Here is a 21,886-nt window from a genome sequence, read left to right on the forward strand (position 1 = left end):
GGGACGTACGTGTTTCAGGCGGTGCCGATCGCGATGACGTTCCCCTCGCTGATGTAGCCGTCCGGGTCGCGCAACGGTGCCGCCGGGTCGTCGGGGTCCAGGAACGGGGCCCAGTCGCCCGGCATCCCCGCCCGCGTCGCCTGCCGGGCGAACCGCGCGCACGCGTTGCCGTAGAACCGCAGGGCCGCCGGGGACAGGGGGGCGTGGAACTCCATGAGGATCGTGCGCTGCCGTACGGACGTGAACCCGGCGGCGCGCAGCCGGCGGTACAGGTCGCGGCCCCGCAGCAACTGGCGGGCGTAGCCGGGGGATTGGGCGCCCTCGCGGAAGAAGTCGGTGATCAGGAAGGGGTCCGCCGGGCGTACGGTGCTCAGGGTGCCGTCGACGTCCTTGACGGCGACGAGGCCGCCGGGCCGGGTGACCCGGCGCAGTTCCGCCAGCACGCGCGTCAGTTCGACGTCGTCCAGGTACTGCGTCGTGTTCGCGCACCAGACGGCGTCGAACGTGCCGTCCGCGTAAGGCAGTTCGAGGAGACTGCCCTGCCGGACCGCGAGCCGTGCGCGGGCCGGATGGTCCCGCATCCGCTCGGCGGCGAGCGCGGCGTTCTCCTCGGCCAGGTCGAGGGCCGAGACCCGCCCCTCGGGCCCGACGAGCTCCGCGAGCCGGGGCAGGAACGCGCCGCTGCCGCACCCCGCGTCCAGCACATGCCAGCCCGGCCGGACGCCCACGCTGTCCAGGGCGTCCAGGTAGTACGCGGCACAGGCCTCGAAGTGCGGGTCCACGATGTCCTCGTGGGTGAACGCCAGCCCGGTGGACGTCTCGTAACCCCAAGTGTTTTCCCGGCTGTGCTGATTTTCCGTCAGCATGCTTTCACCTCAACGGAGTTGGCGCGGGCGAGCAGGTCCGTGAGGATGTCCACGGTCGCCTCCGGGACCTCCAGTGGGGCGAGGTGGCCGACGCCGGGGAGGGTGACGAGGCGGCCCTGTGGCAGGGCGGTCGCCGTCTCGCGGGCCTCGTCCAGGGAGACGAGTTCGTCCTCTTCGCCGATGACGACCACGGCCGGTATGTCGGCCGTGCGCAGGGTGGCGAGGGAGTCCGCCCGTGCCGCGACGGCCCGTTGCGCCCAGGCGACGGAGCGGGGACCGGCCGCCTGCGCCAGGTCCGTCACCCGGGCCAGGAGTCGGGGGTGCCGGGCGCGCGTGGTGGCGCCCAGCAGGGCCGGTGTGGTCCGGGCGACGACCGCGCCGCGCGCCGTGTCGTCGAGGACCAGGTCGGCGAAGAGCCGCCGCCGCTCCGCCGCCTCCGCCGTGTCGGCCGTGCCCCGTGCGGCCAGCAGGGCCAGGGCCCGCACCCGGTCCGGATGGCGGCGCAGGAAGGCCATCGCCACGTAACCGCCCATGGAGCAGCCGGCCAGCGCGACGCCGTCGATGCCCTGCCGGTCGAGTTCCCGGGCCAGGTCGTCGGCCACGAGGGCGAGCGAGGGCGACGCGTCCGGCAGCGGCGCGGCGCCGAAACCGCGCTGGTCGGGGGTGACGACATGGTGGGCGCGGGCGCGCAGCCCCTGTGCCGTCGCCTCCCACATGGACGAGTCGAGGGGCAGCGCGTGCAGCAGGACGACCGGGACGCCGTTCACCGGGACGCCGTTCATCGGGCCGCCGCCTGTTCCGCGTCGGCCACGAACCGCCGTACGTGCTCGGGGAGTTCGGCCTCCCGCAGCCAGCCCAGGGTGACGGCGGCGGGCGGCAGGTCGTGGACCGGGACGACCTTGATGTCCGGGGGGACGACGGCGTCCAGGGACTGGAACGACACGTGCAGCGCGGTGCTGTTCCTGAGCCGGTCCGCCAGTGCGGTCATCGTCGTCATGGGGTGGACCCGGCGGATCGGACGGCCTTGCGGGGTGCGGGGCGGCACGACCAGGTTCCAGACGTGCGGCGGGAAGTCGCCGGGGCACTCGAAACCCTCGTACGCGGCGGCCTCCTCCACCGACACCGACGCGCGGCCGGCCAGCGGGTGATGGGCGCCGACCAGCACGGCCCGCCCGTCGTGGGCGACGGGCGCGCTCATGGCGACGTCCGGCTCCAGCGGGTCGTACTTGACGATCATGACGTCCAGGCGGCCGGCGCGCAGCGGCTCGAACGGCTCGGTGACCTCGTAGGGCACGTACGCCACCGACTCCGGCGGATGACCGGCGGCGGCGACGATGCGGGACGCCAGGTGGGGGCTGCCGTGGACGCCGAGGCGGATCGGGCGCAGCGCGGTGCGGGGGGACGGCAATTCAGACCTCCGTGGTCAGTCCGGCGTATGCCTGGAGTTCGTCCGGGCGGTGGACGTCGGTGTCGACGCGCAGCATCGCGAAGCGCGAGTCCGGGCCGGCCGGGCCGGTGAGGCCGGTCAGACGGGGCACGAAGCGCAGCGTCAGCCGGTCGCCGGGGCCGATCAGCCCGTCCAGGACGGCTTCGGCGACGAGATGGTTGACGTGCACGAGCGCGTCCGTCACGCCGACCTTCGCGGTGGCGACGTACAGCTCGCGGTGGACCGCCGGGCGCGAGCGCGGGCGGCCGGGCACGGTCACGGTGGCCGACGGGCGGCCGGACAGTTCGTGCGACGCCTCGAAGGACTTGAGCAGCCGGCGCAGGGTGGCCGTCGCCGCGCCCGCCGCCGGTCCGGCCCAGGCCACCGAGCCGTCGGCGGCGACGTGTGCGAAGGCGAACCGCTCGCGGAGGTTGGGCGGGCTGCCGGCCAGGTAGACGGTACGGGTGAAGGAGCGCCGCCACACGGCCTGCGTCTCGGGTGTCAGACCGAGGGCGAAGGCGCACGTCTCGCGCACCCACGACGCCAGGTCGAGCCGGCCGATGACGACCACGGCCAGCACGTCGTCGTGGCGTACCGCGCCGGCGTCGTGGAATGCGGCCCGGGCGGTGCGCAGGGCCTGCGGGCTGGACAGGTCGAGCCGGTCCGCCAGCTCCGGGCGGGCGGTCCGCACCCGGTCCACGGCCGACTTGAGCAGGGCCTCCGAGGACAGCGGGTAGGGCGGGGGCGGGGGCGGCGGCGCGAGCAGCGCGGCGGAGACGGGGTCGAGGGAACGGGTCACAGGAACACCGCCGACAGGAGTCCGGGATCGGGAGCGGGCCGGCCCTTGCCCAGGAGCGAGCAGGTCAGCCGGTAGGGGTCGACGTAGGTGTGGTCCCGGCGGTGCCGGTCGAGCGCGTCGGACAGCTCGCCCGCGACGGCCGCCCTGGAGCGCTCCAGGAGCCGGGCGGCCACGGTCATGCAGTGCCGCAGCAGGTCGTGGCGGAACGACTGGCGCTGCCCGGGACCGAGGGTCGCGATGAAGTACAGCCGCATACCGAGCCGCAGCGCGCCCGCGCCCTCATCGCCGTTGCCGTCTCGGCCTACGTCTGCGTCGATCACGTCGGTTGCGGCCCGTAGCAGCGCGCCGGCCGTGTGGTCGCGCCAGCCGCCGTGCCGGGCCGAGGTGATCTTGCCGTCGATGGGCACCCGGCCGATCGGCACCCGGCGCACGGGCGGCCCCAGCGTGCTCAGCACCCGGTTCAAGAGCTGGTAGTCCGCGTCGAGTTCGGGGTCGTGCAGCAGCACGACCTCGTCGTACCAGGGCACGAGCGGGACCAGTTCACGCAGCGCGCAGGCGAGGTAGTTGGGGCGGCCGTCCGACGTGACGATCCGGCGCAGCGGCATGCCGTACCGGGTGGCGTCCAGGTAGACGGGGCCGCCGCAGTGCCGCTGGTCGAGGACCAGGCCCACGGCGGCGAGCCGCTCGATCATCTCGTCGAGGCGCAGGCCGGGCGGCTGGTGCTCCTGGAGACCGGGGTCGTGCATCCCCAGCCGCGCGTAGTGCCCGGCCCACAGCCGCAGCATCCGCTCGCTGGCCGGATGCACCCAGCCGCCGTGCTCGACGGCGTCCCGGTAGGGCCGCAGGACGTCGGCGTCCTGGCGCTCGGCCTCGGACCGGTAGCGGACGTAGAGGTCGCCGATGTCCTCCTCGGAGAGCCGCGTGTAGTCGGTCTCGCCGTGGGTGCGGTCGAGGTACTCCCAGAAGCCGACGGTCTGTTCGGTGACGTGGTAGGTGGTGTGGCTGTAGCGGTAGGTGACCTCGGCGAGCGGCGCGGTGGCCCGGAACATCACGTCGGTCCACAGCAGGCCTTTGAGGTGGCTGGGGGTCAGCGGTTTCGTGGGGGTGACCGTGACCGGCGCCAGCAGGACGTTCTTGCGAGGCGGCACCGTCAACATCCTCCTTTCGGGGCGGCGATGGCGTGGCTCAGTTCGGGATGGGTCGGCGGCCGGGGGCCGGGCGGGGCGGACGGCGCGTGCGTGTCCGTCGCGGCCCGCAGCCGGGCCTGGAAGTCCTCGTCGGCGAAGACCTCTGTGGGCGTGCGCAGGCTCGTCTGCATGCGGGTGACGCCCCGCCATACGGTGGGGTCGGTGGCCGCCGCCGTCATCGCGGCCGCCGTGAGGTGCCCGGGCACGGGCGGCGCGGGCCGCGCCGCCGTGGGGGCCGGGGGAGCGCCGGCCGCCGCCCGCCAGCGGGAGACCCGCGTCCAGGAGTCGTGCACGGCCTGGTCGTACCAGGGGCGCAGCAGCCGTCCGACGAGGGCCGCCGCCGCCCGGCTCAGCCGCTCGTCCGCCGTCGGGTGCTCGTCGAGCAGTCGGTCGAGCAGTTCGGCGAGGGCGAAGGCGTGCGCGAGGGCCAGGGACATGCCGCGGCCGAACATCGGGTCGGTGACACAGGCGGCGTCTCCCGCCTGGAGGAGCCCGGTGACCGGGGGGCGGTGGCCGGTGGCCGTGCCGCGCAGGATGTTCGGCGGCATGCCGATGACCCGTACCGGGCCGAGCGGCCGGGCGACGTCCTCGTCGACCCAGTCCGCCAGATACGGCGAGAGCCGGCAGGCGGCGGTGAAGGCCTCCGGGGTGCGCAGCGCCGTCGTCGCGCGGTCGCCGGGCAGGGTGCCGAAGGTGATCGCGAAGACGTCGTTGTCCGCCGGGTGCAGGACGGCGGAGTAGTGGTCCCAGACGCCGCCCGCCGCGTTGCCCCGGTTGAGCGGGCCGGGCGGTGGGGCGTCGGGGTCGCGCAGCCGGTAGAAGCGGCCGAAGGCGCGCAGCCGGGAGGGCCCGGTCAGGTCGTCCGGCACCGGGAAACCCGCCGCGGCGAGCCAGGACCGGGAGGCCGACGCGCGGCCGGTGGCGTCCACGACCAGATCGGCCGCGATCGTCTCACCGGCCCGCGTCACGACACCCGTCACCCGCCGCCCCGCCGGCCCGTCCGGCGCCGTCAGCAGCCCGGCGACCGTGCTGCGGTGACTGACGCTCACGCCGGACTGCGCCGCTGCGGCCCGGTGCAGTACGACGTCCAGGACGGGACGCCGGACGACCAGCGTGACCAGGTCGTCGTCGCCGGGCTGCCGGGGACCGGCGGGCGCGACGGCGGTGAGGTCGAGGAGCCTGGCCCCCTCCTCCAGCGCCGCGGCCAGGACGGCCGGCGCGTGGCGGCGCAGCATCCGGACGCCGAGCGAGTTCAGGATGTGGTCATGGGCGGCCTGCGCGACCGTGGGCCGCCGCCACAGCTCCGCGCTCTTGACGACCGGCCCGTCCGGCGGCGGCTCGCTCCGCTCCAGCACCCGCACCCGGTGGCCGCGCCCGCCGAGCGCGAGGGCCAAAGCGAGGCCGGCGACGCCGCCGCCCGCGATCACGATGGCCGCCATGGTCAGCGACGCCTGCCGTGCACGAAGAACACCCGGCGGACGTCCTTCACCTCGCGCGGCGGCACCGGGTCCGGCCACCGCCCGAAGTCGGCGTCGGGCTCGCCCGGTTGGACGGCGCGGACGTCGAACCCGTAGCTCTCGAACAGTTCCTCGGGCTCGTCGGTGCCGAACACCCAGGGGCAGCCCCAGCCCGCGAAGACGTCGAGCAGGCCCCGCATGTGAGGGAGCGTCAGGGCGGCCTGGTTGACGATGTCGGCGGCGATCCGGCTGCCGGGCGCGGAGATGGCGGCGACCCGCTCCAGCATGCGGTGCGCGTCGGCCTCGGGGATGTAGTAGAGCAGCCCTTCCAGCAGCCAGGTGGAGGGTACGGAGGGGTCGTAGCCGGCCGCGACGAGACGGTCCTCCCAGTCGTCGGCGGTGAGGTCGACGGCGACCGTACGGTGGTCCACCCGGGGCCGGACGCCGTCGAGCCGGTCGGCCTTGAACTCGAGCACCGCCGGGCGGTCGACCTCGAAGTAGCGGATGTGCGACGGCCACGGCAGCCGGTAGGCGCGCGAGTCCATGCCCGCAGGGGCCAGCACGATCTGGGTCGTCTCCGGTGCGTGGGCGGCGTGTTGGAGCAGGTCGTCGAAGAACCGGGTGCGGATGGCGTTGTAGTCGGGGGTGCTGGGCAGGGACCGCGGCCGGTCCGGCGGGAAGGTCGCGGCGCGGATCTCGGCCAGCAGTCCGGCGCCGGCGTCGCCGACCAGGCCGGCGGCGTACGGGTCCTCGTACAGCCGGTCCCCGCGGCGGGTCTCGGCGGCCCGCAGGGCGGCGGTGAGCAGGGCGGTCCGTTCGACGGGGTTGAGCACGGGCATCAGGGGTGGCTCCTCGTCGTGGGGGAGGTTCGGGCTGGCGGTGGGTCAGGCGTTGCCCGGCGTGCCGGTCAGGCGCTGCCAGAGGGCGTCGTCCTGCCTGAACAGGCGGTCCTTGACCTGGGTCGGGCGGATCCCGGTGCCGACCGCCGCGTGCCAGTCGCGGACGAACGCCTCGGCGTCCAGCAGCCGTACGGTGGGCGCCCCGAGCCGGCCCGCCGCCCGGGCCGTCGCGTACCCGGCGGACTCCGCCGTCAGGGCACGGTCCAGCGCCTGGCCGAAACGGTCGGTCTCGGCGCTGCTCCAGGGCGTGTGGGGGGCGATGGCGAAGAGGTGGTGCGGGGTGCCGTCCGCCGTCGGTTCGACCCGGCACGCCACGTTGCGCAGCGCGAGCCCGCCGGAGTCCAGCGCCGCGGCGAGGGCCCGGACGACCTGGGCGTCCCGCAGCCGTTCCCCGGCCGCGTCGCACCGGCCGCCGCGGCCCGCGTACTCCACGCGGGGCGCGCCGCCGACCCGGTCCACGACCCGGACCACGTCGCCGACCGCGTAGCGGTACAGGCCGCCGACATGGCTGAAGAGCACGTGGTAGTCCTGGCCCGCCTCCAGCTCGTGCGGCAGCAGGGTCGCCGAGTCGGGGGCGAGATCCTGGTCGGCGGGCACGAACTCGTACACCGACGCCGACGCGACGAGTGCGCCGGCCGACGCGTGCCGGTCCAGCGCCACCCCGACCGGCCCCTCCGAGGCGGCCACCGGCGCGGGCAGCGCGGTGACGCCGGCGCCGAACTCCTCGCGCAGCGCGGGCAGATACAGGGACGCCACCCCGGTGGTCCAGCAGAACAGGGCACGCAGCCGGGGCCACACGTGGGCGGGGCGCACGGTCCCGAAGTAGTCGGCCAGCCGCTCGAGTTCGGCCGCGCGGCCGGGGTCCGGCGAACCGTGCGGAAGGCCGCCGAGGGTGCCGTCGCGGACCTCCTTGACGATCCGCGGCCACCACAGGTTGAGCTGGTGGGGGACGGCGGCGATCATCGCCGGGTTGATGCCGATCAGACAGCGCAGATCGCTCTGCACCGCCAACCTGAGCCGCAGATAGGCTCGTTCGAGGTGGTCGCCGGGGTCGGTCGGCACCGGCAGCGTCGCCCACGGCGCGCCCGTGCCGGGCTCGGCGGACAGGGGTTCGCCGAACCGCGCGCCGAAGTCGACCTGGCTGGCGCCCACATGGGGCCGGCCGTCGGTGGTGGTGGGCGGGGCCGACAGCGGATCGTGCTTGAGGTTCAGGACGGCGTCCGGCCGCTCCAGCACCTCCGGGAAGTGCTCGATCAACGGCGCCCAGGCGGCGAAGTAGAACGGCATGAACGTCGTACTCATGAAGCGCGGGGTGACCGGCACCTTCTTGTGCGCGCCGGTGCTGCCGCTGCTGGTGAAGTAGACGACCGGGGTGTCGGCCGACAGCAGGTTGCGCTCGCCGGCGGCCGTCCGCTCGATGAGCGGGGCGTGCGCGGCGTAGTCCTGCACCGGGACGGCCCGCCGGAAGTCGTCGATCGTACGGATCCGCCCGAACCCGTGCCGCCGCCCGAACTCGGTGCCGCCATTGAACTCCAACAGGTCGGCAAGAACCCGCTTCTGCACCCCCCGCAGATCAGCATGCTCCCCCACCAGCCGCTCCCGCGCGGCGAACACTCGCGCACGGTAACGCCCGTTGTGCCCGGGTGCGTGCCAGACGGAGGCGGGGGCGGACGGAGTGGCGGCGGGGGTCGGAGGTGTGGTCAGGGGGGCCGGGGTCGTGTTGCCGGTGGCCGCCGGAGTGGTCACGGGGGCCGCAGACGTGTTCCCGGGGGCCGCTGGAGTGGTCACGGTGGCCGAAGGGGTAGGCACGGGGGTCTGAGGTGTGTTGCCGGGGGCCGCCGGTGTGGTCACGGTGGCCGACGGGGTGTTGCCGGGGGTTGCCGGAGTGGTCACGGCGGCCGAAGGGGTGTTGCCGGGGGCCGCTGGAGTGGTCACGGTGGCCGAAGGCGTGTTCCTGGGGGCCGATGGTGTGTTGCCGGGGACCGAGGGGGCGTTGTTGGGGGGTGGGGAGATGGTCACGAGGTCAGTGCCTCCCGTACCGCTTTGGTCGTGTGGGTGGCGTCGGGTTGTTCTCGGAGGATTGTCAGCGGCAGGGCGCTTGTTTCCTCCAGGAGTAGCTTGCGTAGGTTTTTCTGGTAGCGCTCGAAGCCTGGCCAGTCGGCGTCGGCGCCGTCGTGTTCGAGGATGTTGAGCTGGGCGCCGTCGCCGCGGCGGCGCCAGGCCGACTCGGGGGAGACGTCGAGGAAGACCACCCGGCTCGGCTGCGGGAACTCGCGCCACCAGGAGTACAGGCGGCTGTCCCCGACGCCCGCCAGCCGGCACTTCGCCAGGATCTTGTAGTAGTACGAGTCCACGAGCACCGGCGTCCGCGGATCCCCGCCCGCCACCTGGTCGCGGACGTACACGACGGCCGTCTGCAGCACGCTGGCCAGGAAGTCCACCGAGTAGGCGGTGCCCAGGCCCGGCAGCAGATGGTCGTGCAGGTCGCGCCGGAGCCGGCTGACCAGCGCGTGCTCGGGTGCGACGAACGCGCTGTCCGTCGACACCATCCGCCACTCGGGCAGCGCCTCGGCCAGTTGCCCCATGACCGACGACTTACCGGCCCCGTCGGGCCCCAGCAGCACGCAGAACCGACGCTCGCTCATGCCGTACGCACGCTCGTCGAGAGCTGTGCCAGAGCCTCGCGCAGCTCGCTGTCGTCGCCGACCACGACCGGATGCCCCACCAGTTCCAGCATGGGCAGGTCCGAGATGTGGTCCCCGTAGGCGTGGCAGTCACGCGGGTCGACATCGGGCCGCGCCGCCAACTGCCGTAGCACCGCGGCCCGTTTGCCCTCGCCGATGACCGGGGTGTCGACCTCGCCGGTGTAGCGGCCGGCCACGATCCGCGGGCGGGTGCACAGGACCGCGTCGGCCCCCACCTCGCGGGCCAGCGGCTCCAGCAGCGGCGGGAACGAGCCGGACACCAGGACGACGCTCGCGCCCGCCGCCCGGTGCGCGCGCAGCGCTTCGCGCGTGGAGTCGATGTAGAACCCCCGGGTGGACGAGGAGCGTTCGGCGAACCAGTCGTCCGCCAGCGCCGCGATCGTCTCCGCCGACTCGTCCGTGTAGTGGCTGTAGTAGAAGCGGTTGATGTCCGCGCGGGGCGTCCCGTCGGCGGAGCGCGCGCGGATCACGGCCATGATCCGCTCGTACTCCTCCTCCCCGGCCGTCCCCTGCCGGCGCACCAACTGGTAGTGCAGGAAGTCGAACATGCTCTTGACGGTGATCAGCGTCTCGTCGACGTCGCTGAAGACGACGTAGGGCCGGTCGGTGTCTGTCATCTGCTGGGCTCCTTGTCCTGACGGTCGGCGGCCCGCCGCACACGGGCCGCCGACTCAGGGCTGGCTGTCCGTCATGGTCATGGCGTACGGATCTCGGTCCGTTCCGGATTCGCCGCCGCTGCCGCGGCCTCCAGCGTCACGCAGTCCTGGAGGGACCGCCCGGCCGCCTTGGTCTCCTTGGTGTGGGAGACGCCGGTCTCGAACGCGGTGAACCGGACCTCCATCTCCGCGGCGGCCGATCCGCCCTGGCTCACGGAGAGTTCGCAGTGGAACGACGTGCGGGTGCGGTGCGGGGTGCGGTGGGCGAGGACCTCGCACCGCACCACCGCGGGCAGCGGGAAGAGGAAGTTGCGATACCGCGTGGCGAACGAGTCGATGACGAAGTAACTGTTGCCGACCGCCTCGTGCGCCAGGTAGAACTGCTCGGCCACCGCGATGAACATCTGCCGCCCGGCCTCCATGGCCAGCATGCCCTGCATGTGCTGTCCGGTGACATGGTCGGACATCACCTCGTTGGCGGCGTCCACCAGCAGGTCCGCCTCGAACAGGTCGGCGCGGACCAGCCGCGGCCAGGAGATCAGCACGTTCTCCGGGCGGTGCTTGTGCGCGATCTCCCGGCCGGCCCGGGCGTGCAGCGGCCGGTCGTCGATGACGACCCGCTGCGCGAGGCCGCGCCGGGCCAGGGTGTCCTGCACGAACTGGACGTCGAACAGCGAGACGCCCTGCCCCGGCGTCACCCGGACCACGTCGGCGCCCTCCGGGAACGTCCCGTTCCTGATCTGCCGGGTGAGCTGAGAGACCGTCAGCACACCTGAGTGGTGGGCGAATTCGGCGAACACGTCGCCCACGAGGAACAGCGTGTCCGGTGTGGCTTCGGCGGCCTGGGATGTCTCCTGGGGCATGGGTCTTCGCCTCTCCCGTTCTCCTGCTCGGTCTCTCCTGGTGGTCGTCTCGGCCCGCTACTCGGACAGCCGCCGGCTCAGTTCCGGGAACTTCGGGTCGCTGCCCAGGGCTCCCCCCTCCGCCCAGCGGTTGCGCGGCACCTCCTGGATGTAGACGGTGATCTTGTCCAGCGGTGCTCCCGTGACGCGCCGGACGGTCCGGGTCAGCTCCTCCAGGAGTTCCTGGCTCTGGGCGTCGTCCTGACCGTCCCAGGTGGTGACGGAGATGATGGGCATGCGACCTCTCTTGTGCTCTCTGGTGCGCTGGTACTTTCCGGTTTCTCAGGTGCCGCAGGTGTCTCAGGTACTTCAGGTGTTTCGTGGGGCCTCGGTGGTGCGCAGGTCCTTAAAGGACGGGCCGCGCAGCTTGAGGTGGGCGTGGATGTCCCCGCCGAGCCCGAACTCCCCGATGGCGCCGCCGTAGCTGCGCTGGTAGCTCATCCACAGCACGACCACGTTGATGATCCGGTTGGCGCCGGGCAGCTCCGGGTCGGGGAACGGGTTCGGCATCGTCGCGTGGTAGCGGCCGGAACCGTCCGCGTCCGTGACGAACACGTTCGGCACGCCGAGCGGGCCCGGTCGGGTCGGCCCGGCCGGATCGAGGTCGTGGGCGCGCAGCGACATGATCGTGTACACGCTGTCCGGGACGAGCCGGGAGAACGCGAAGTCGAACGTCCCGCTGTGGCCGTCCGCGGTGACCCCGACCTCCAGGGTGCCGCTCGCCCGCATCCAGTCGCCGAACGTCACCGGCTCGACGACCTTGGGGCCGTCCTCCGGACGCAGGTCCGGGATCGGCACCTCGTGGAAGGCGTGACTCGGCCGCTCGACCTTGCCGGCGTCGGGCAGTTGCTCGGGCGCGAACACCATCGGGTAGTTGTTGCACGGCAGCGGCAGCGGCAGCGTGTGCAGTACGACGTCCCGGTCCGCCCCGTCGGGGTCGGTGTCCAGCTCGCGCAGCACCGTGTACGGGGCGAGGCGGCCGAACTCGGGGACCGGACTGCCCGGGGAGACCACGGCCGCGCCCCACTCGGGCACCGCCCCCGCCCCGCCGGGCCGGTTGATCAGGCCCACCACCACGAAGTTGCCGTCGCCGTCCATGACTTCACTCGGCGGGTACAGCGGGCCCTGGGTCGTGAGGCTCAGCTCGTGCGTCTCTTTGCGGTTCGGGGTGGCGAGGTCGGTCGCACCGGTCACCGGGCCGGCCGCCGGGGCGCTCACCGTGGCGGTCTCAGGCATCGACGCGCTTGTAGACGCGGGTGTACAGGCCGCTCGTGCCGCCCACGATGTAGCGGTCGCCCGCCTGCTGCACGATCTGCTGGTACTCGGGCGACGTGAAGACCTTCTGGTACTCGGCCGGCTCGCACTCGAAACCGGACACGAACATCACGCCCGGCTCGGAGCTGAGCAGCGAGTGGTAGGCCAGGAACGCCTTGACCTGGTCCGCGCGCCGGACGACGTCGAAGATGGTGTTCTCCCGCCACTCGCGGTAGGCCGCGTACTCCCGCGGCTTCACCTCGATGTGCCGAAGCTGCACGTACGGGGTCTGCGGCAGCGGGTCGGCGGTGTCCTTCGGCGCCTCGACGAAGTCCAGGAGCTGGCGCCGGAAGTCCGTGACGAGGTCCGCCGACACGCGCTCCCAGAGCTGCTGCCAGACGGTGTTCAGCGCGGCCAGCTCCGCGAGGTCCGCGACGGGGGTGATCTCCAGGAGGTTGTCGTCGTCCAGGCTGCGCAGCAGCGCGCGGCCGGCCACCGGCTCCTTCTGGTTCAGTTCGCTCCACTCGGCCACCACCTGGTCCACCCTCCCGGGGGCCACGGCGACTTCGTTGAGCACGAGCAGGGTGGAAGACATCGGTATTCCTCTCAAGTGGAACGTCGTGGAACGCGGTTGGACGCGGTGGAACGTGAGGGATCCGTCCGGGATGTGCCCTGGATCCGCGCAAGAATGGCGAGAATTCGCTTCGTGGACGCCGCGTGGGGCGGGTCAGGCTACGGCGACGCCCTTGGACGCGAGCACCGTGGCCGCTTCGGCGACGGTCTGCTCGGGGACGAGTTCGCCCATCTCGATCTCGATGCCGAAACTTTTCTGAAGACGCAGCGCCAGTTCTTCCAGCAGCAGCGAGTCGATCTCCATGGCCTCGAAAGTGGTGTCCGGCGTGACATTCGCGGTCGGAACGTCCAGATCCGCCAGTACCACCACGATGCGGCTGACGATCGAGTTGCCCATTTCTTCCTCCGCAGATTCCTGGGAAGAACTGTTTCAGCACCGCACCGCACTGTGCGCACGACAGTTCTTGAAGACCGGGGAATTCAGCGACGTCAATTCCGCCGCGTCCCGCATTCATCCTGGGAGTCGCGGCACCGGAAGAGGAAGTGTCTCCTGATCATGGTGGTGCGAACACCACCTCCACGGAGAACGGGATCCCGCGTACGGGTATTCGCACGGGAAGACGCACGGGAAGACGTACGGGAAGGCGCGCGGGAAGACGTACGGGTATGAGGCAGGCGAGGGGAAGGTGGGGGAAGGTGGGGGGAAGCGTGGGGAAAGCAGAAACGCCGGCGTCCCGAGCCGGCGTTCCGCGTGAGAGCAGGGTACGGCTCAGGCGGCCTCGGCGTGCGCGCCGACCAACCCGCGCGACTGCTCGGCCAGACCCGTCCCGGGCTGGGCGACGTACAGCGTCAGGAGTGACTCGGGACACTCCGGCACGCGCATCACCAGGCGGTCGAAGACCATGACCCCGGCCTGCGGATGCGCGATCTTGCGCACGTTCTGGTGACGGTCGTCGACTTCGTGGCACTCCCACAGCTCGGCGAAGTGCGGGCTGCGCTCACACAGCGACTCGGCGATGCGGTCGAACTCCGGGTCGTCCGGGAAGCGGGCCGACTGCGCCCGGAACTGTGCCACCAGCCCGCGCGCCACCTCCGCCGCGTCCGGATACTTCTCGCGGGTCGGCGCATCGGTGAAGAACTTCACCACGCAGTTGTCGCCGCTCGCGTTGACCCGGAACAGGAAGCGCGCCGAACGGCTCGCCATTTCGATGCGGCCGTACCGGTCGGTGATGTAGGCCGGATTGGACGCCCAGCCTTCGACGAGCGCACACATCCGTTCGTACACGATGTCCCGGCTGTTGCTCTCCGTGCGCTGCGGCGGATTGTGTCCGGCCAGCCGGTAGAAATACTCGCGCTCGCAGCCTTCGAGCCGCAGGGCGTTGCCGACGGCGTTGACGATCTCTTCCGAGACGTTGATGTCCCGACCCTGCTCGAGCCAGGTGTACCAGGACACCCCGACTCCGGCCAGGGCCGCCACCTCCTCGCGGCGCAGTCCGGGGGTCCGTCGCCGCTCCATGTTCACCAGCCCGACTTCTTCCGGTGATATTTGCGCCCGGCGGGCCCGCAGAAAATGCCGGAGTTTTGTTCGTCGTAACAGTCCGGATACCGGGGGGGATGCAGTCATCTGCATGTATCGGCCTCTTTCCTTCGATCTCACGGCGTCGAAATTCCCGCCATGTGCGAGTTTCAAGCATTACGGAAATCGACGGCGGCAGTGTATTGGACGCCCCGCCGGACTCGCAACTAGAACTTTCAAGTAACGAAGAATGTCGGTAAGCGTAACTCCGGTGTTTTCCGGTGATCGGTGCCGGTCTCGACTGATGGTGTTGGCAGTACCCGGTTCGGCACGCACTGCCTCCCGCCGGTCTTCGGCGTCACACTGGCGGCCATGGTCCACACAGCGGCGAACATCCCGGCGGTCACGGACACGGACACGGTCACGGTCACCGCCGCGGGTACGGCGACGAGTGCCCCCGCGCGTACCTCCACGGGTGCCTCCCCGAGTACCTCCACGCGTGCCCCTGCGAAAAGCGAGGCCGCCCGGCTTCGCCTGTTCTGCTTCCATCACGCGGGGGGCAGCGCCTGGTCCTTCGCGGGCTGGGGGCAGCGGCTCGGGCGCGGCGTGGAGGTGGTGCCGGTGCCCCTGCCGCCGCGCCCGTCCGCCCGCGCCGACGACCCCGGCGCCGTCGCCACGATGGACGCGCTGGTGGGCGAGGTGACCCGGCGACTGGCTCCCGCCCTCGACGAGCCCTACGCGTTCTACGGGCACAGCATGGGTTCGCTGGTCGCCTACGGCGTGGCGCAGCGGCAGCTCGCCGCGGGGCGGCGGCCACCCGCCCTTTTCGTGGCCGGCGCCCACCGCGCGCCGCATCTGCCGTCCGAGGCGCACCTCACCGGGGACCTGTCGGACGACGCCGCGCTCGAACTGCTGCTGGGCCTCGACGGGGTCGGCCGGCTGGTGCGGGAGGATCCCCGCCGGATGCGGGCCGTCGCGGACCGGCTGCGGGCAGACCTCCATGTCTGTGGGACCTACAGACATCCGACGGCGGGGCACCGTCCGCTGCCCTGCCCGGTGCACGTTCTGTACGGCACCGGCGATCCCCTGGTCTCCGCCGCGCAAGCTGCCGCATGGCGCGCCCACGCAGGGGGGCGGTTCTCGGTGCACGCCTTTCCTGGCGGTCACTTCTTCCATCGGGAGCACAAGGACCTGTTCTTCGCGGAGTTGACACGTGTACTCGAGGTGGACGCGAGCTGAAGCATCGTCAAGTTCTTTTAGGTGTAGGCCACTTGGGCCGATCTCTCGCACAGCGCCTCGCGCGTCTGATGCACCGGGAAAGGCCTCTCCAAACCGCCTGCGATGTGATTCTCACCGCTGACAGTCCGTGTATGGGCGACCTACATTCGGTTGACATGGACGCCATGCCTTCCCGGACCCACACCAAGAACAAGCGACGCAGCCAACTGACGCACTTCCTGCGCAGCCGCCGCGCCGGGCTCTCCCCTGCGGACGTCGGGCTGGCGACCGTGGGCCGGCGCGCCCGGGTGGGGCTGCGGCGTGAGGAGGTGGCGGTCCTCGCCGGGGTGAGCGCGTCCTGGTACGCGTGGCTGGAGCAGGGCCGCCCCATCCGGGTCTCGGACGGGATCCTGGACGCGATCAGCCGCGCCCTGCGGCTCAGTGAACTCGAACGGGTCCACCTGTACCGGCTCGCGGACGCCAACCCGCCGCTGCCCGTGTCGGGCGGCGGCAGCCCGGACCCCGAGGTGTTCCAACGGGTGGTGGACACCCAGTTGTCGGGCCCGGCGTGCGTCATCGACCGCTACTGGGACGTCCTCGCCGTCAACCGGCCGGCGGCCGACATGCTGCGCCTGGGCCGCGACGGCAACCACAACTACCTGACCAGCCTGTTCACCGGATCCCACGGCACGCGCTATCCGAACTGGCCCCAGGTGGCCCGGTCGATGACCGCCCGCTACCGGCTCCAGGCCTCGTACGTCGCCGACGATCCCCGCTACGAGCAGACGGCGGACCAACTCGCCCTGAACGACCCCCGTTTCGCCGAGCTGTGGGCCCGTCACGAGGTCGAGGAGTTCGTGCCGACCACCGTCGAGGTGGACTCCCCGGTCGCCGGCCGCCTCCCGTTCGTGCTGTTCACCATGGACCTGGACGAGGCCGCCTGCACCCGGCTGCTGGTGTACCTGCCGCCGGGCGTCGACGGTCCCCGGCCGTGACCGGCGACGGCCCGGTCCGTCGCGCGGCCGGGGCCCTGGGCCTCGTATGCCGTGCAGGGTGGTGGTCCCGCCACCACCGCGGGCGCCCACAGCGTCCGTACAGTCTGGCAGCCGCCTGTCGGCGGCCGGATAATCGTCGTACGTCTTCGAGACGGCGCGAACATCCGCGCCGTTCGTAACAAGCCGCGTCCGGTGACCGGGTCCCAGGCCCGCCGGTGACGCCCCTGCCGCGTCCGCCGCCCTCCGCCCGGCGGAGGCCGGCCCGTCCGGCATGCCCGGGAGCGGCTTCCCGAACCGGCGACTATGGAGGCCCCCTTGACGGATGTGTTGTCCCACCGACAGTTACGGCACGCCCGGCGCCCGGTGCGGGAGGCCGCGGCATGAGCGGAGCAGCGGTCCTCACCGGGCTCGGGACGTATCTCCCGCCCCGTGTCGTGACCAACGAGGAGATCTCCCGGACCCTGGACACCTCGGACGAGTGGATCCGCACCAGGACGGGCATCACCCGGCGGCACTGGGCCGACCCCGGCACCGCCACCGGCGACCTGGCCGTGGAGGCGGGCGCGCGGGCGCTCAAGTCGGCGGGCTCCGGCGACGTCGACCTGGTGATCCTCGCCACGACCACCCCGGACCACCCGTGCCCGGCGACGGCTCCCGAAGTCGCCTCCCGGCTGGGCCTGGAGGCCGTCGCGGCCTATGACATCGCCGCCGTGTGCAGCGGGTTCGTGTACGCGCTGGCGTCCGCGGCGGGTGCCATCGCCTCCGGTGTCGCCGAACGGGTTCTGGTCATCGGCGCGGAGACGTACTCCACGATCCTCAACCCGCAGGACCGCACCACGTCGGTCATCTTCGGCGACGGCGCCGGGGCCGTGGTGCTGCGGGCCGGCGACCCCGCGGAGCCGGGTGCGCTGCTCGGCCACGACCTGGGCAGCGACGGCTCGTTGAAGGACCTCATCGTCGTCCCGCGCGGCGGTTCGCGGCAGCCGGCCACCGGCGCCGAGGAGCCCGGGCCGCGGCCCGCCGACTCGTACTTCACCATGCAGGGCCAGCCGGTGTTCCGGCACGCCGTGACGCGGATGGCGGCCTCCTCGCAGGCCATGCTCGACCGTGCCGGGTGGGCGGCCGAGTCGGTGGACTGGTTCGTCGGTCACCAGGCGAACGTACGGATCCTGCACGCCGTGGCCGATCAGCTCGGGATGGCCAGGGAACGGACGGTCGTCAACCTCGACCGGGTGGGCAACACCTCCGCCGCCTCCATCCCGCTGGCCCTCGCCGACGCCGTCAGCGGCGGCCTGATCACCCCCGGCGACCGGGTGCTGATGAGCGCCTTCGGCGGCGGTGTGACCTGGGGTTCGACCGCTCTGGTCTGGCCCGCCGTCGTACCGCACTGACCCCGGCCCGTCCCCGTCGGCCGTCGGTCAGGCACGACCGACGGCCGACACCCATGCCCGCACCAGCACGCATCTCTCACGCAAGAAATCCAGAGGAGTTCCAGATGACTGCTTCGGCGACCCCGATGACCATAGGCATCCTCGGCGCGGGCAACATCGGCCGCCCGCTCGGCCGGCACTGGCTGGCTGCCGGACACACGGTGGCGTTCGGCTCCCGGACCCCCGGCCGACTCGCCTCGTTCGTCGAGCCGTTGGGCGACCGGGCCCGGGCCGCGACGTACGCCGAGGCGGTCGAGTCGAGCGACGTCGTACTGCTGTCCGTCCCGCACCCGGCCCTGGACGACCTGCTGGACGAGTTCGCGGACCGGCTCGCCGGAAAGACCGTGATCGACGCCACCAGCCCGTTCGGCGTGGGCGAGGACGGCCTCTTCGCCTCCCAGCTCGGCGCGGGCATCACCCAGGGAAGCTGGACCGCCAAGCGCCTGCCCGAAAGCCGTGTCACCCGCGCCTTCACGCACTTCCCCGACGAACTGCTGTGGTCGCGCGGCACCCAACAGCCGCACTTCTGGGGCATGGCCATCGCATCCGACGACGCCGACGCCCTACGGCTCACGGAAAGCCTGGTACACGACGCCGGCTTCATCCCGGTCCCCCTCGGCACCCTGGACGAATCAGCCGCCGTGGACCCGGGCGGCCCGCTCTTCGGCCTGTTCTCCACCCCGGCGGGCCTGCGCGCCGCGGCCGGCCGCACGGCCTGAGCCGCCTCGCCGCTTGTTGCATGACGTCGGCTTCGTCCCGGTCCCGCTCGGCACCCTGGACGAGTCGGCCGTCGTGGATCCCGGCGGTGCGCTGTTCGGTCTGTTCTCCACGGCGGCGGGCCTGCGCGCCGCAGCCGGCTGCACGGCCTGAGCCGCCTCGCCGCTTGTTGCATGACGTCGGCTTCGTCCCGGTCCCGCTCGGCGGCTCGGACGAGTCGGCCGTCGTGGACCTCGGCGGCCCGCTGTTCGGTCTGTTCTCCACCGCCGCGGGTCTGCGCACCGCCTGAGTCACCCGCCCCACCCCGTCCCTCCGACATGAAGGACCGTCTGTCCCGCCCGGCTTTGGTCGGGTGGGACAGACGGTCCTCTGGTGTGGGGGGTCAGGCGCTTACGCCGTCGTCCGCGTGCTCCTCGCCCACCTGGCGGGCGGCGAGTGGCCGGGGCGCGGGCTCGGGCGGGGCAGTCGTCGCCACCGGCTTCTTCTTCGGGTTCGACCAGCGTCGGGTGATCGGCCGCTCGATCAGGGCGAACATCGCCCACGAGGCGAGGATCGCGACGCCCATGCACAGCGCCAGCATCCCGACGGCCTCCAACGGCGAGTACGCCTTGCTGCCGAGCAGCTTCCACACGGCGACCATCACCGTGTAGTGCACCAGGTAGAAGGCGAACGAGATGTCGCCGAGCCAGACCATCACCCGGTTGCGGAAGAGCGTGAACCGGCCCTCGTTGTCCGCTATCGCGCCGGCGGCGATGAGCAGCGCGGCGGGGACGACGCAGACCGCCCGCGTCGAGTAGATCGGCGGCGTGTAGTAGCCCACGGCGTAGCTGGCGGCGAGCAGTACACCCGACCAGATCATGCCGATGTTGCGCCACCGTCCCGCGATCACCGAGCGGGCCACGAGGATGCCCAGGGCGAAGTCCAGCACCCGGGGGAACGGCAGGATGTAGGAGACGAAGTACTGGTTGACGGAGGTGTCGGGCTCCGTCGCCATCATCAGCGAGCCGGCCGGCACCAGCAGCGTCGACAGCAGCGGCGTCGCGATGATGCCGGCGGCGGCCGCCGCGACCCAGAGGTTCAGCCGGTGCGCCGGGATCTTCTTGATCCAGTGGAACAGGGTCGGGAAGGACAGGTAGAAGATCGCCTCGACGGCGAGGGACCAACCGGCCGGGTTCACACCGAAGTTGATCGCGAAGTCCGGGTAGTAGACCTGGACCATGAACAGGTTGAGCGTGCCGATCGTGAAGTCGGTGACCGGGGCGGCGAACACCATCATCGCCAGCGCCCAGACCAGGACGTAGTTCGGGACGATCTTGAGGAAGCGGCGCCGCCAGAAGCGCGGCGCGGTGTCGGTGTCACGGGCCGACCAGGTCAGCACGAAACCGCTGAGCACGAAGAAGAACGTCACGCCCAGCGCGCCGGCGTGCGCGACGGCGTCGTAGTAGGTGGTCACGGCCGAGCTGCTGTTCAGCCACGGGACGCCCAGGAAGGCGAGCAGCGACGCGTGGTAGAGGAACACCACGAACGCGGCGGGGAAACGCAGTCCGGTCAGCGTGTCGAGGCGGGTCGCCCGGGCGCGTCCCGGGGCGGTCGAGGGCGTCGTCGAGGGTGTCGTCGAGCCGGCGGGCGGCGGCACACTGCCCGCTGTCTCGTGCCCCGACGCACGCAATTTGTCCGTCGACAAGTTCTGCTCCTTCAGGGAAAGGGCGGGCATTTGACAAGGCCGAGGAAATTCATTCGTCGAGCCGACTGAAAGCTACCCAAGGAGCTGCTCAATTGCCGGGGTGAATTTATCCGGTTGGCGTCAGCACCACCCCGGCCCCCACCAGCCTCGGCACGTTCCCGCAGGTCGGGGGCCTGGGCGGGGCGGCGACTGGTGGTCCCACCACCATGATCGGAAGACCCTTCCGCCCGACGCCGTACGCACGCGACAATTCTGCCGCGGATATTTCTGCGCGCTGTGGTGCCCGACGGACGGCAGGCGGCTCGAATTCAGGTCCGCAGCCCACCATTCATGCCACCCGGAGCGATGATGTCCCAGAGCGCGACCGACCAGAACGACAGGCGGACCGGAGACGGACACGGCGACGCCTCGACCGGCGAGGGCGGTGACGCGTCCGTCGAGACGTCCCGGCACTCGGCGCTGCGCGGCTGGTTCGCCGTGGTGGGGCTGGCGCTCGGCGTCTTCTCCTTCGTCACCACCGAGACCCTGCCCATCGGGCTGCTTCCGGCCATCGCCGACGGCACGTCGGTGTCGGTGGGCACCGCCGGGTTCCTCGTCAGCGGGTTCGCGGCGATGGCGGCGCTGACCGCCGCACCGCTGACCGCGCTCACCGGGCGCATGGACCGCAAGTGGCTGCTCGTCGCCCTGATGGTGGTGTACACGGCCGGCAACTTCATGGCCGCAGTCGCCTCCGGCTACGGGCTGCTGCTGACCGCGCGCATCGTCGTGGCCCTGGCGCACGGGGTGTTCTGGTCCATCGCCGTGTCGATCGCCGTCCGGCTGGTTCCGGAGCGGCACGCCGTCCGCGCGACCTCCGTCGTCCTCGGCGGCATCTCGCTCGCCTCCGTCGCGGGCACCCCGCTCGGTACGGCGGTGGGTCAGTCGGCGGGCTGGCAGGTGGCGTTCGTCTGTGTCGGCGTCCTCGGCTTCCTCGTCCTGGCGACGGTGCTGCTGTGCATGCCCGCGCTGCCGGCCCGGGGCAGCGGCAGCCTGAGCGCCCTGCGGCACGTGCTGCGGCACCGGGCGCTGCGCGTCGCGGTCGGCGTCACCGCGCTCATCATGAGCGGCCACTTCCTCGCCTTCACCTACGTCGCCCCGTACCTGGAGGACGTCACCGGCGTCCGGTCGTCCCTCATCGGCGCGTTGCTGCTGGTCTTCGGCGTGGCCGGGCTGATCGGCAACTTCGCGGCGGGCGCCGTGGTGGGCCGGGCGCTGCGTGCCAGCCTGATCGGCTGCACGGGGCTGCTGGCCGTCGTCATGGTCGTGATGTACCTGGGCGGCGCAGGTGTTCCGACGGCCGTCGCCATGCTGGTCTGCTGGGGCCTGCTCTACGCGGCGCTGCCGGTCGCGTTGCAGACGTGGGTGATGCGGCTCGTCCCCGAGGAGAGCGAGGCCGCGTCCTCGCTGTACGTGGCGGCCTTCAACGGGGCCATCGGCGTGGGCTCGTTCGTCGGCGGCCTGATCGTCGACTCCTCCGGCCCGCGCCCCGTGATGCTCGCGGCCGGCGCCTTCGCCGTCGCCGCCATGCTGCTGACCACAATCCTCGGTCGCCGCGAGGCCTGA

General features: G+C 72.0%; 24 protein-coding genes. 7 read left to right on the plus strand and 17 right to left on the minus strand.

Features of this window, described 5'->3' with window-relative positions; translation table 11 throughout:
• Positions 1–14: 14 nt before the first annotated feature.
• From BMZ82_RS03315 to BMZ82_RS03390, 16 genes are all read right to left on the minus strand, one after another.
• Positions 15–866: a methyltransferase domain-containing protein gene (locus tag BMZ82_RS03315; protein ID WP_093771435.1), complete on the minus strand. Its 852-nt coding sequence runs from the start codon at positions 864–866 to the stop codon at positions 15–17.
• Complete coding sequence (locus BMZ82_RS03320) at positions 860–1,648, minus strand: alpha/beta fold hydrolase (protein ID WP_093771437.1); 789 nt, start codon at positions 1,646–1,648, stop codon at positions 860–862. The genes BMZ82_RS03315 and BMZ82_RS03320 overlap by 7 nt, the downstream gene beginning before the upstream one ends.
• Positions 1,645–2,274: a LysR substrate-binding domain-containing protein gene (locus BMZ82_RS03325; RefSeq protein ID WP_093771439.1), complete on the minus strand. Its 630-nt coding sequence runs from the start codon at positions 2,272–2,274 to the stop codon at positions 1,645–1,647. The genes BMZ82_RS03320 and BMZ82_RS03325 overlap by 4 nt, the downstream gene beginning before the upstream one ends.
• 1 nt (position 2,275) lies before the next feature.
• The gene (locus BMZ82_RS03330) at positions 2,276–3,091 is read right to left on the minus strand and encodes a DUF6182 family protein (RefSeq protein ID WP_256251730.1); all 816 of its coding nucleotides are present in this window, start codon (positions 3,089–3,091) and stop codon (positions 2,276–2,278) included.
• Entirely contained in the window at positions 3,088–4,248 is a 1,161-nt protein-coding gene (locus BMZ82_RS03335; RefSeq protein ID WP_093771441.1) for a hypothetical protein, read from the minus strand. The genes BMZ82_RS03330 and BMZ82_RS03335 overlap by 4 nt, the downstream gene beginning before the upstream one ends.
• A complete protein-coding gene (locus tag BMZ82_RS03340) occupies positions 4,242–5,717 on the minus strand; it encodes an NAD(P)/FAD-dependent oxidoreductase (protein ID WP_093771443.1) in 1,476 nt (491 codons plus the stop codon). Before BMZ82_RS03340 ends, BMZ82_RS03335 begins: the two co-directional genes overlap by 7 nt.
• A 2-nt stretch (positions 5,718–5,719) precedes the next feature.
• Complete coding sequence (locus tag BMZ82_RS03345; protein ID WP_093771445.1) at positions 5,720–6,577, minus strand: class I SAM-dependent methyltransferase; 858 nt, start codon at positions 6,575–6,577, stop codon at positions 5,720–5,722.
• A gap of 42 nt (positions 6,578–6,619) precedes the next feature.
• Entirely contained in the window at positions 6,620–8,248 is a 1,629-nt protein-coding gene (locus BMZ82_RS03350) for a GH3 family acyl-acid amido synthetase (protein ID WP_256251732.1), read from the minus strand.
• A gap of 401 nt (positions 8,249–8,649) precedes the next feature.
• Positions 8,650–9,279 carry a hypothetical protein gene (locus BMZ82_RS03355; RefSeq protein ID WP_093771447.1) on the minus strand — a complete coding sequence of 210 codons (630 nt, stop codon included), beginning with the start codon at positions 9,277–9,279 and terminating at the stop codon, positions 8,650–8,652.
• A complete protein-coding gene (locus BMZ82_RS03360; RefSeq protein WP_093771449.1) occupies positions 9,276–9,956 on the minus strand; it encodes an HAD family hydrolase in 681 nt (226 codons plus the stop codon). The genes BMZ82_RS03355 and BMZ82_RS03360 overlap by 4 nt, the downstream gene beginning before the upstream one ends.
• Positions 9,957–10,033: 77 nt before the next feature.
• Positions 10,034–10,858, minus strand: a complete 825-nt coding sequence (locus BMZ82_RS03365; protein WP_093771451.1) for an AfsA-related hotdog domain-containing protein — start codon at positions 10,856–10,858, stop codon at positions 10,034–10,036.
• Between the two features lie 57 nt (positions 10,859–10,915).
• The gene (locus tag BMZ82_RS03370) at positions 10,916–11,134 is read right to left on the minus strand and encodes a tautomerase family protein (protein ID WP_093771453.1); all 219 of its coding nucleotides are present in this window, start codon (positions 11,132–11,134) and stop codon (positions 10,916–10,918) included.
• 72 nt (positions 11,135–11,206) lie between these two features.
• Complete coding sequence (locus tag BMZ82_RS03375) at positions 11,207–12,133, minus strand: hypothetical protein (protein WP_256251733.1); 927 nt, start codon at positions 12,131–12,133, stop codon at positions 11,207–11,209.
• Positions 12,126–12,746 (minus strand): hypothetical protein, encoded by a 621-nt coding sequence (locus BMZ82_RS03380; RefSeq protein WP_093771455.1) that lies wholly within the window; start codon positions 12,744–12,746, stop codon positions 12,126–12,128. Before BMZ82_RS03380 ends, BMZ82_RS03375 begins: the two co-directional genes overlap by 8 nt.
• Before the next feature lie 132 nt (positions 12,747–12,878).
• Positions 12,879–13,121, minus strand: a complete 243-nt coding sequence (locus tag BMZ82_RS03385; protein WP_093771457.1) for an acyl carrier protein — start codon at positions 13,119–13,121, stop codon at positions 12,879–12,881.
• A gap of 372 nt (positions 13,122–13,493) precedes the next feature.
• Positions 13,494–14,354 (minus strand): helix-turn-helix transcriptional regulator, encoded by an 861-nt coding sequence (locus BMZ82_RS03390; RefSeq protein WP_093771459.1) that lies wholly within the window; start codon positions 14,352–14,354, stop codon positions 13,494–13,496.
• 258 nt (positions 14,355–14,612) lie between these two features.
• On the opposite strand from BMZ82_RS03390, the gene BMZ82_RS03395 reads away from it, so the two are divergent.
• The 6 genes from BMZ82_RS03395 to BMZ82_RS41500 all read left to right on the plus strand — a co-directional run bounded on the left by BMZ82_RS03395 (position 14,613) and on the right by BMZ82_RS41500 (position 18,889).
• The gene (locus BMZ82_RS03395; protein WP_093771461.1) at positions 14,613–15,479 is read left to right on the plus strand and encodes a thioesterase II family protein; all 867 of its coding nucleotides are present in this window, start codon (positions 14,613–14,615) and stop codon (positions 15,477–15,479) included.
• A gap of 155 nt (positions 15,480–15,634) precedes the next feature.
• Positions 15,635–16,453 carry a helix-turn-helix transcriptional regulator gene (locus tag BMZ82_RS03400; RefSeq protein WP_256251734.1) on the plus strand — a complete coding sequence of 273 codons (819 nt, stop codon included), beginning with the start codon at positions 15,635–15,637 and terminating at the stop codon, positions 16,451–16,453.
• 380 nt (positions 16,454–16,833) lie between these two features.
• On the plus strand, positions 16,834–17,844 hold the full coding sequence (locus BMZ82_RS03405) for a beta-ketoacyl-ACP synthase III (RefSeq protein ID WP_093771465.1): 1,011 nt from the start codon (positions 16,834–16,836) through the stop codon (positions 17,842–17,844).
• A gap of 104 nt (positions 17,845–17,948) precedes the next feature.
• A complete protein-coding gene (locus BMZ82_RS03410) occupies positions 17,949–18,602 on the plus strand; it encodes an NADPH-dependent F420 reductase (protein ID WP_093771467.1) in 654 nt (217 codons plus the stop codon).
• 13 nt (positions 18,603–18,615) lie between these two features.
• On the plus strand, positions 18,616–18,753 hold the full coding sequence (locus BMZ82_RS40545; RefSeq protein ID WP_177244348.1) for a hypothetical protein: 138 nt from the start codon (positions 18,616–18,618) through the stop codon (positions 18,751–18,753).
• A 13-nt stretch (positions 18,754–18,766) separates the two neighbouring features.
• Positions 18,767–18,889, plus strand: a complete 123-nt coding sequence (locus tag BMZ82_RS41500) for a hypothetical protein (RefSeq protein WP_256251735.1) — start codon at positions 18,767–18,769, stop codon at positions 18,887–18,889.
• Positions 18,890–18,982: 93 nt separating this feature from the next.
• On the opposite strand, the gene BMZ82_RS03420 is transcribed toward BMZ82_RS41500, so the two are convergent.
• Positions 18,983–20,284 (minus strand): acyltransferase family protein, encoded by a 1,302-nt coding sequence (locus BMZ82_RS03420; protein WP_256251736.1) that lies wholly within the window; start codon positions 20,282–20,284, stop codon positions 18,983–18,985.
• A 348-nt stretch (positions 20,285–20,632) separates the two neighbouring features.
• Between BMZ82_RS03420 and BMZ82_RS03425 the strand changes: the two genes are divergently transcribed.
• Complete coding sequence (locus BMZ82_RS03425) at positions 20,633–21,886, plus strand: MFS transporter (protein WP_177244358.1); 1,254 nt, start codon at positions 20,633–20,635, stop codon at positions 21,884–21,886.

Source organism: Streptomyces sp. yr375 (assembly GCF_900110755.1).
Lineage (GTDB): Bacteria > Actinomycetota > Actinomycetes > Streptomycetales > Streptomycetaceae > Streptomyces.